Below are 8,711 nucleotides of genomic sequence, written 5' to 3'. Positions count from 1 at the left end.
GCCAAGGCGCGCGGCGAGGACGCGGCGCCGATCCTGCGGCAGGTCGCGGCCGACAAGGACGCGCAGGCGGCAGCCGAGGCCGAGGCGGCGCGGCTGCGCGAGGAGATCGACGGCGCGCTCGCCGCGATCCCGAACATTCCGGCCGACGACGTGCCCGACGGCGCCGACGAGAGCGCGAACCGGCTCGTCCGCAGCCACGGCACGCCGTCGGCGTTCGGCTTCAAGCCCAGGGCGCACGACGAGATCGGCGAGGCACTGGGCCTGATGGACTTCGCCCGCGCGGGCAAGCTCTCCGGCGCCCGCTTCGTCGTGCTGAAGGGCCAGCTTGCCCGGCTGGAGCGCGCCCTCGCGCAGTTCATGCTCGACCTGCACACGCGCGAGTTCGGCTATCTGGAGGTGCAGCCGCCGGTGCTGGTGCGCGACGAGGCGCTCTTCGGCACCGGGCAGCTTCCGAAGTTCGCCGACGATCTGTTCCGGACGACGGGCGGCTATTGGCTGATCCCGACCGCCGAGGTGCCGCTGACCAATCTCGTCGCCGACGAGATCCTGGACGAGCGGCAGCTTCCGCGGCGCTTCACCGCCTGGACGCCGTGCTTCCGCTCCGAGGCGGGCAGCTACGGGCGCGACACCCGCGGCATCCTGCGCCTGCACCAGTTCTCCAAGGTGGAGATGGTGCGGTTCTGCGCCGCCGAGGAGTCCGCGACCGAGCTCGAGCTGATGGTCGCGCACGCCGAGGCGTGCCTGCAGGCCCTCGGCCTGGCCTACCGCGTGGTCCGCCTCGCCGCCGGCGACATGGGGTTCGCCGCCCGGATGACCTACGACGTCGAGGTCTGGCTGCCCAGCCAGGGCACCTTCCGCGAGATCTCCTCGTGCTCGGACTGCGGCACCTTCCAGTCGCGCCGCGCGGGGATCCGGGCCAAGGACGCCCACGGCGAACGGCAGGCCGTGGCCACCCTCAACGGGTCCGGGCTGCCGATCGGGCGGGCGATGGCGGCGCTGCTCGAGCAGTACCAGGAGCCCGACGGGTCGGTCGCGATCCCCGAGGTGCTGCACCCGTACACCGGGTTCCGCCGGATCCTCACCGACGGAACCACGGAGTAGGTCAGCGGCGGACCGCCGCGAGCTGGGTGGCCTGCCCGACCATCCGGCCCGAGGCGTCCCACGCCCGGCACGACTCGTGCATCCGCTCGCCCGCGAGGTGGTCGACCCACTGGGTGACGCGCAGCGGGCCCGGCACGGGCACGGCGTGGACGTGGGCGGTCAGCGACATCGTCGGCGACCAGCCCGACAGTCCGAGGTCGAACGACGCGGGCGGCAGGACGTCGAGCGCCACCAGGAGCCCGACGGGCGACCACGCCTCCCGGGTGTCGAGCTCCGCCCAGCCCGAGAGCCGTCCCTCGCCGGTCGGCCGCCCGGCGAGGAAGCCCAGCGACACCGGCTCCAGGCGGGTGTCGACGACCTCCATGAGCGGCAGGCCCCCGCGGCCGTCGGGGGTCTCGACGGGGCGGCGCTCGCACTCGTCGAACGGGGGCAGCGCGATCGGGGCGGGCGAGACGTCGCCCTCGCGCGGGTCGGGCGCGGCCGCGGCGCCGAGCACGAGCGCGGCCTCGACGCAGGGCCGGTCGTCCTGGTCGAGGCGGACCCGGACCTGCGTCGCGCCCCGGCCCCGGCGCAGCACGTCGACGTGCAGGACGCCGGGCCCGGGGTCGGGGGCGCGCAGGAACGTGCCGGTGACGGCCTCGGGGACGTCGTGGGCGGGCCCGCCGGCCGCGCCCGGATCGCCGTCGGCGATCTCGTCCAGGGCGGCCTGCGCCAGCACGGCGAGCAGGTACCCGCCGTGCATCTTCGGGCCGATGCACCACTGCTCGTCGAGCAGGACCGAGCGCCGACCGGGCTCACCGGTCGGCTCGGTCGAGGTGGCCTTCGCCAGCTCCGCCATTCAGACCTGCGGGGGACGCGGCGCGTCGTCGTCCGGGGCCGTCGGGGTGTGCGGTGTCTGCGCGCCGGGCGGCGTGGTGCCGGGAGCGCCCTGCGCGTGCGGTGCCGCGGCGCGCCCGCCCTCCTCGGGGGTGATCGGCCCGGGCGGGGTGGTGCCGGGCGGCGTGCCGGGAGCGGGGTCCCCCGCTGCGGCGCCGGGCGCGCCCGGCTCGCCGGTGGACCGGGTGGCCGGACCCTGGGCGGCGACCCAGCCGATGCCCTCGCCGACCTTCGACTCGACCTTGCCGATGTGCTCGGCGTACTTCCCGCCGGTCTTCTCGTCGACCCAGCGGGCGGCCTTGCCGAGGGTGCCCTTGATGGTGTCCTCGTTCTCCGACACCTTCTGGCTGACGGTGTCACGCAGGTCGGCGGCCGTCTGCTTGCCCTGACGGAGGATCTCGTCGCGGTCCATGGCTGTCCCTCGTGCTCTCGCGCGGATGCTGGATCGTCGGGTTACCCGGAATCTAGCGCGCCGGGCACCGACAGCGGGATCGTCACGGGTGGAGGTCACGGACCGGTCACGCGGCGCTCACACGGCGTGGCGTCCGTGCGGGTGAACGGGGGCCCCGACGGCGGGGGCGGAGGGACACGGCACCATGGGACCCTCAGACGCCCGGCCCCGGCCGGTGACGTCGGGTCCTCCATGGGCGGACCGTGGACCGGAGTGGACGAGGAGGCACGCGGGCGGTGAGTTCGACGGAGGCGGTCCCCCCGTCCACCGTGGGCGCGGGTCGGTACACGCTCGGCGACCTCATCGGTCGCGGCGGGGCCGCGGAGGTCTACCGCGCACGCGACGAGCTGCTCGGCCGCGACGTCGCCGTGAAGCTCTTCCCGGCCGGCGTCGGGGAGGCCGACGAGTCCCGCCGGCAGCGCGAGGTCCAGACGCTCGCGGGGATGAACCACCCCGGCCTGGTGACGATCTACGACGTCGGCCAGGAGGGTAGCCGCGCCTACTTCGTCATGCAGCTCATCGAGGGCGAGTCCCTCGCGGACCGCATCCGCAGCGGCCCGCTGCGCCTCGGCGACGTCGTGGCCCTCGGGGCGGCCCTCGCGGACGCGCTCACCTACGTGCACCGCCACGGCGTCGTGCACCGCGACATCAAGCCGGGCAACGTCCTGCTCGACACCGACGGCCGGCCCCACCTGTCGGACTTCGGCATCGCCGTCCTCGCCGACGCCACCAACATCACGGCGACGGGCATGGTGATCGGCACCGCGTCGTACCTCTCGCCCGAGCAGGTCCGCGGACAGCCGGTCGGGCCCGCGTCCGACGTCTACGCCCTCGGGCTCGTGCTCCTGGAGTGCATCACCGCCCGCCGCGAGTACCCCGGCAACGCCCTCGAGGCGGCGGTCGCCCGGCTGCACCGCCCGCCGGACATCCCGCCGGACCTGCCCGGCCAGCTCGGGAGCCTGCTCGTCGCCATGACCCGCGACGAGCCGGCCGAGCGCCCGAGCACCGACCAGGTGGTCAACGAGCTGCGGATGATCGCGCGCGAGGTCGGCATGGACGCCGAGACGGTGCTCGCGCCCGCCCCGGTGACCGGCACGAACGGCATGCGGACCACCGCGATGCCCCCGCCCGGGACCGGCCCCGGCATGGGGACGGGCACCGGTGCGACGTACGCGATGGGCCCGGGGACCCCACCGCGGGCCTACGACCCCTACGGCGCCACGCAGCGCGTCGGCACGCCTCCCGGCGGCTACCCGCCGTACGGCCAGGACGGGCGGACCGCGCTGGTCGGCCCGGGCACGATGGCCGGCGCTCCCGTGGCCGAGGAAGAGGGCGGGCGACGTCGCTGGCCGATCGTCGTCGCGATCGTCGCGGTCCTGCTCGTGGCGGCGGGCGTCGGCGCCTACGCGCTGCTCTCGAGCGGCACCACCCAGCTGCCCGCTCCGGTCCCGACCGTCGCCCCGCCGCCCGCGCCGGTGACGACGACGACGACCACGGAGGAGACCCGGCGCTCGACCCGGCGCACCACCACCGAGGCGCCGACGACCACGCAGGCCCCGCCGCCTGTGGTCACGACGACCCAGGCCCCGCCGCCCTCGACGCAGCCGACGACGACCGAGTCCACCACGACCGACGCGAACCAGCCGGGCGCGGGCGGCGGCGCCGTCATCGGCAACGTCGGCGGCGGCCGCGGCAACGGCACCGACCCGAACGCACCGAACCGGTTCCGGCCGACGGACGACGCGGCCGCCCCGAACTGACCGGCCGTTCCGCCTGCCCTACTGGTGCATGCGGCGGAACAGCGGCGCCCGCCCGGGCGGCTGCTCGATCGGCCCCCGGGTCGGCACCGAGGGGATCTCGAAGGTCTGGGGCTCCCCCAGGGCGAGCGTGAACTCGTCGTCGTGGTGGCGCAGGTCGAGGTCCTCGCTCGACGTCGCGGCCATCCCGGCCGGTCCGGTGTGCTGCTCGGGGACCTCCTCGAGGGCGTACGTCGCCTCCCCGTGCCCGACGTCGACGTGGACCGAGCGCCCGCGCCAGAGCAGACGGAACCGCAGCCCGGTCACCGACGAGGGCAGCCGCGGCGCGAACGTCAGCCGGCCGTTGTGCGTGCGCATCCCTCCGAGCCCCTGGACGACCGCGGTCCACGAGCTGGCGAGCGCGGCGAGGTGGATGCCGTCGCGGACGTTGTTCTCGAGGTCGGCGAGGTCCATCTGCGAGGACTCGCACAGGTAGTCGTAGGCGAGGTCGAGGTGCCCGGTCTCCGCGGCCACGACGGCGAGCGTGCCCGGGGAGAGCGAGGAGTCCCGGACGGTGATCCGCTCGTAGTAGGCGAAGTTCGCCGCCTTCTGCTCCGCGGTGAAGGCGTCGGGGCACTGGACCATGGCGAGCACGAGGTCGGGCTGCTTGACGACCTGCTTGCGGTAGAGGTCGAAGTACGGGTAGTTCAGCAGCAGCGGGTAGTGGTCCTCGGGCGTGTGCTCGAAGTCCCAGATCGCGTGGGAGGTGAAGCCCTCCGCCTGTGCGTGGATGCCCAGCTTCTCGTCGTAGGGGATGACCATCGCGTTCGCGGCCGAGCGCCAGCTCGCGATCTCCTCCGAGCTCACGCCGAGCCGCTCCGCCTCCCGGGGGTGGCGCACGGACACGTCGGCGGCCCCGCGCAGGTTCCGCTGCGCCATGAGGTTCGTGTAGACGTTGTTGTCCGCCACCGCGGAGTACTCGTCCGGACCGGTGACGCCGTCGATGCGGAAGTTCGACTCGCTGTCGTGGTGGCCGAGCGAGCGCCACAGCCGGGCCGTCGCCACGAGCAGGTCGACGCCGACCTCGCGCTCGAACTCGGTGTCGGCAGTGGCCGCGACGTAGCGCAGCACGGCGTCGGCGATGTCGGCGTTGACGTGGAAGGCGGCGGTGCCGGCGGGCCAGTACCCGGAGCACTCCTCGCCGCGGATCGTCCGCCACGCGAACGCCGCGCCCTTCAGGCCCAGGTGCGCGGCGTGGGCCTCGGCGATCTCGAGGGTCGAGTGCCGCCAGCGCAGCGCGTCGCCCGCCGCACGCGGCTGGGTGAACATGAAGACGGGGAGCACGAACGTCTCGGTGTCCCACAGGCTGTGGCCGTCGTAGCCCTGCCCGGTGAGGCCCTTCGCCCCGATGGCGCGCTTCTCGGCGCGGGCCCCGGCCTGCAGCACGTGGAAGAGGCTGAAGCGGATGGCCTGCTGCAGCCGCGGGTCCCCGTCGATCTCGACGTCGGCCCGCGCCCAGAACGCGTCGAGGTACTCGCGCTGCGCTGCCACGAGGCCGTCCCACCCGGTGTAGCGCGACGCGTCGAGGGCGGCCTCGACCTGGTCGACGATCGCCGGCTGCGAGCGCGAGCTCGACCAGCCGTAGGCCAGGTACTTGACGATGCGCAGCGAGTGGCCGGGGCGCAGGCGCGTGATGACGGTGGTCCGCCCGACGTTGTTCGAGCAGGAGCTCTCGACCTGCATGTCGTCCGGGCCGAAGACCTGGTGCTCCATGGCGGCCCCGACGCGCAGCTCGGAGCGCCGCGTCTGGTGGGTCATCCGGGCGCCGTAGTGCGAGTGGGAGTGGTGCTCGGGCACCAGTGGGTCCTTCAGCGCGGCCGCCACCCGCGGGTCCCCCTCGACCTGGGGCATCTGCTCGTTGGCGAACAGCTCCGACTGCACCACGAGCAGGGCGTCCGACCCGGCGTCCTCCGGGATCGACACCTCGTAGGAGATCGCTGCGACGGCGCGCTGAGAGAACGACACCAGCCGCTGCGACGTGACGTCGACGCGCTGCCCGTTCGGCGAGGTCCACGAGACGTTGCGGGTGAGGATCCCCGAGCGCAGGTCCAGGGTCCGCTCGTGGGCGTGCACCGTCCCGTAGCGGACGTCGAGGGGCTCGTCGTCGACCAGCAGGCGGATGAGCTTGCCGTTCGGGACGTTGACCAGCGTCTGGCCCTCGTCGGGGAAGCCGAAGCCGCCCTCGGCGTAGGGCAGCGGACGCGACTCGAAGAACGAGTTCAGGTACGTCCCCGGCATCCGGTGCGGTTCCCCCTCGTCGAGGTTGCCGCGCATGCCGACGTGACCGTTCGCCAGCGCGAACAGCGACTCGGTCTGGCCCAGCAGTTCGACGTCGAGGTCCGGTTCGTGCACGGTCCACGGGTCGACGGTGAACACGTTCGAGATCACGGGAGGACTGTAACCATTCCGAACTGCGCCGACGGAGACCCTGGTCACGCATGATGGGCGCATGAGCGGCCTCGGCTCGGTGCACCGGGCGCTGCGGGTGCTCGAGGTCGTGGCCGAGGCGGGTGACGGCATCACCGCCAAGGCCGTGGCCCGGCGCCTGGAGTACAACCTCTCGACGACGTACCACCTGCTCACCAGCCTGGTCACCGACGGCTACCTCGTCCGGTTGGAGCCCGCGCGGGGGTTCGGGCTCGGTCCGAAGCTCCCCGCGCTGAACGACCGGCTGCGCGCCCAGCTGCCGATCCCCCCGGGCCTCGGGGCCACGCTGCGCCAGGCACACGCGCGGGCGGGCGCCGGGGTGCTCTACGCGGCCTACCGCGACGCCGACGTCGTGGTCGTCGCCGTCGACGACTGCCCCGCGCACCCCGTCCCCACCATCTCGGCGTGGCGCGGTGCGCTGCACGCCACCGCCGTCGGGAAGCTGCTGCTGGCGGCACTGTCCGAGGCGCGGCGCACCGAGGTGCTCGCCCGCGACGGGCTGCCCCGCCACGCCTACCGGACGATCGGGTCCCGGGACGAGCTCGACCGGGAGCTCGACGGCGTGCGCCGCCGCGACCTCGCCACCGACCGCGGCGAGCTGCGGGAGCGCCTCGCCTGCACCGCCGCGCCGGTGCGCCTGCCCCCGTGCGCCGGCCGGTCCGCGGAGGACGCGCTGGTCGGCGCGGTCGCGGTCGCGGTGCCCGTCGTGCCGGCCGGGGGGCCCGGCAGCCTCCACGACCGGCGCGAACGGCTGGAGCACGCCGTGCGCGCGGCGGCCGCCCGGGCGGGGGCGGCGCTCGCCGACGACCTCGGGCGCCCGGATCCGGCTTCCACTGGGTGGGACGGCGGGTGACCGGAACCGGGCGGGTGCGGTGAGGTGTGACCATGTCCGCCCGGAAGTCCGCCCCGTTCCGCGCCGACCACGTCGGCAGCCTCCTGCGACCCCCGGCCCTGCTCACCGCCCGTGCCGCCCACGCGGAGGGCCGGATCGGCGACGACGAGCTGCGCGACGCCGAGGACGACGCCATCCGCGACGCCGTGGCCATGCAGGAGTCGGTGGGGCTCCAGGCCGCCACCGACGGCGAGTTCCGCCGCTCGTCGTGGCACATGGACTTCCTCTACCAGCTCGACGGGGTGTCCTCGTCGAAGGACTCCTCGGTCGAGGTGGCCTTCCGCAACGCCAGCGGCAACCTGACGTTCGCGTCGATGTCGCTGGTGATCGACCAGCGGATCGGCCTCTCCACGACGATCTTCGGCGACGCGTTCACCACCCTGGCCTCGATCACGACGTCGGCGGTGCCCAAGCTGACGATCCCGTCGCCGTCGATGCTGCACTACCGGCTGGGTGGCGCCCCGGTGCACGAGGGCTCGCCCTACTCCGACCCGGACCAGTTCTGGGCCGACCTCGCCGCGGCCTACCGCGAGGAGATCTCACGGCTCTACGACCTCGGGGTCCGCTACCTCCAGCTCGACGACACCTCGCTGGCCTACCTCAACGACCCGGCCCAGCGCGAGTCGATGGCCGCCCGCGGCGAGGACGCCGACCACATGCACGAGCGCTACGTCGACACCATCAACGAGGCGCTGTCCGGGCGCCCGGACGACCTGCGCGTCACGACGCACATGTGCCGCGGCAACTACCGCTCCTCGTGGGCGGCCGAGGGCGGCTACGACCACGTCGCCGAGAAGGTCTTCGGTGGCCTGGCGGTGGACGGGTTCTTCTGCGAGTACGACGACGCCCGCTCCGGCGACTTCTCTCCGCTGCGCTACCTGCCGCGCGGTGACCAGCAGGTGGTGCTCGGCCTGGTCACCACGAAGTCCGGCGAGCTCGAGGACCCGGACACCCTCAAGCGGCGCATCGACGAGGCCAGCGAGGTCGTCCCGCTCGAGCAGCTCTGCCTCTCCCCGCAGTGCGGCTTCTCCTCCACGGTCGAGGGCAACACGCTCTCCTACGAGCAGGAGGTCGCGAAGCTCGAGCTGATCGTCTCCGTCGCCGAGGACGTCTGGGGCTCGTAGCCCGCCCCGCCCCGCCCTCGCTTCGTACGAACGGCCGGTTGATC

At 74.0% G+C, this 8,711-nt stretch carries 7 protein-coding genes; 4 read left to right on the top strand and 3 right to left on the bottom strand.

The genetic code is table 11. The features are described from left to right. Positions 1 to 1,101 (top strand): serine--tRNA ligase (gene serS, locus AC0CYZ_RS08255; protein WP_472214141.1); only part of this gene is annotated, 1,101 nt, incomplete at its 5' end. A 1-nt stretch (position 1,102) separates the two neighbouring features. On the opposite strand, the gene AC0CYZ_RS08250 is transcribed toward serS, so the two are convergent. Beyond that, positions 1,103 to 1,939 carry a thioesterase family protein gene (locus tag AC0CYZ_RS08250; protein WP_472214139.1) on the bottom strand — a complete coding sequence of 279 codons (837 nt, stop codon included), beginning with the start codon at positions 1,937 to 1,939 and terminating at the stop codon, positions 1,103 to 1,105. After that, positions 1,940 to 2,389, bottom strand: coding sequence for an antitoxin (locus tag AC0CYZ_RS08245; RefSeq protein WP_472214137.1), 450 nt, complete (start codon positions 2,387 to 2,389; stop codon positions 1,940 to 1,942). 275 nt (positions 2,390 to 2,664) lie between these two features. Here AC0CYZ_RS08245 and AC0CYZ_RS08240 point away from each other — a divergent pair, with 275 nt between their 5' ends. After that, the gene (locus AC0CYZ_RS08240; protein ID WP_472214135.1) at positions 2,665 to 4,188 is read left to right on the top strand and encodes a serine/threonine-protein kinase; all 1,524 of its coding nucleotides are present in this window, start codon (positions 2,665 to 2,667) and stop codon (positions 4,186 to 4,188) included. Positions 4,189 to 4,206: 18 nt separating this feature from the next. Here the strand turns inward: AC0CYZ_RS08240 and AC0CYZ_RS08235 are convergent, their stop codons facing one another. Continuing rightward, positions 4,207 to 6,612, bottom strand: a complete 2,406-nt coding sequence (locus AC0CYZ_RS08235; protein WP_472214133.1) for a glycoside hydrolase family 65 protein — start codon at positions 6,610 to 6,612, stop codon at positions 4,207 to 4,209. Between the two features lie 61 nt (positions 6,613 to 6,673). Between AC0CYZ_RS08235 and AC0CYZ_RS08230 the strand changes: the two genes are divergently transcribed. Continuing rightward, positions 6,674 to 7,504: an IclR family transcriptional regulator gene (locus AC0CYZ_RS08230; RefSeq protein ID WP_472214131.1), complete on the top strand. Its 831-nt coding sequence runs from the start codon at positions 6,674 to 6,676 to the stop codon at positions 7,502 to 7,504. Between the two features lie 32 nt (positions 7,505 to 7,536). Further along, complete coding sequence (locus tag AC0CYZ_RS08225) at positions 7,537 to 8,667, top strand: 5-methyltetrahydropteroyltriglutamate--homocysteine S-methyltransferase (RefSeq protein WP_472214129.1); 1,131 nt, start codon at positions 7,537 to 7,539, stop codon at positions 8,665 to 8,667. The last annotated feature ends 44 nt before the right edge of the window (positions 8,668 to 8,711 follow it).

Source organism: Actinomycetospora sp. (genome assembly GCF_055612215.1).
This window is presented reverse-complemented; position numbering and strand designations above follow the sequence as displayed.

Coding starts and splice junctions, on each gene's coding strand:
- AC0CYZ_RS08250 (WP_472214139.1), bottom strand. CDS start 1,939: ATGGCGGAGCTGGCGAAGGCCACCTCGACCGAGCCGACCGGTGAGCCC.
- AC0CYZ_RS08245 (WP_472214137.1), bottom strand. CDS start 2,389: ATGGACCGCGACGAGATCCTCCGTCAGGGCAAGCAGACGGCCGCCGAC.
- AC0CYZ_RS08230 (WP_472214131.1), top strand. CDS start 6,674: ATGAGCGGCCTCGGCTCGGTGCACCGGGCGCTGCGGGTGCTCGAGGTC.
- AC0CYZ_RS08225 (WP_472214129.1), top strand. CDS start 7,537: ATGTCCGCCCGGAAGTCCGCCCCGTTCCGCGCCGACCACGTCGGCAGC.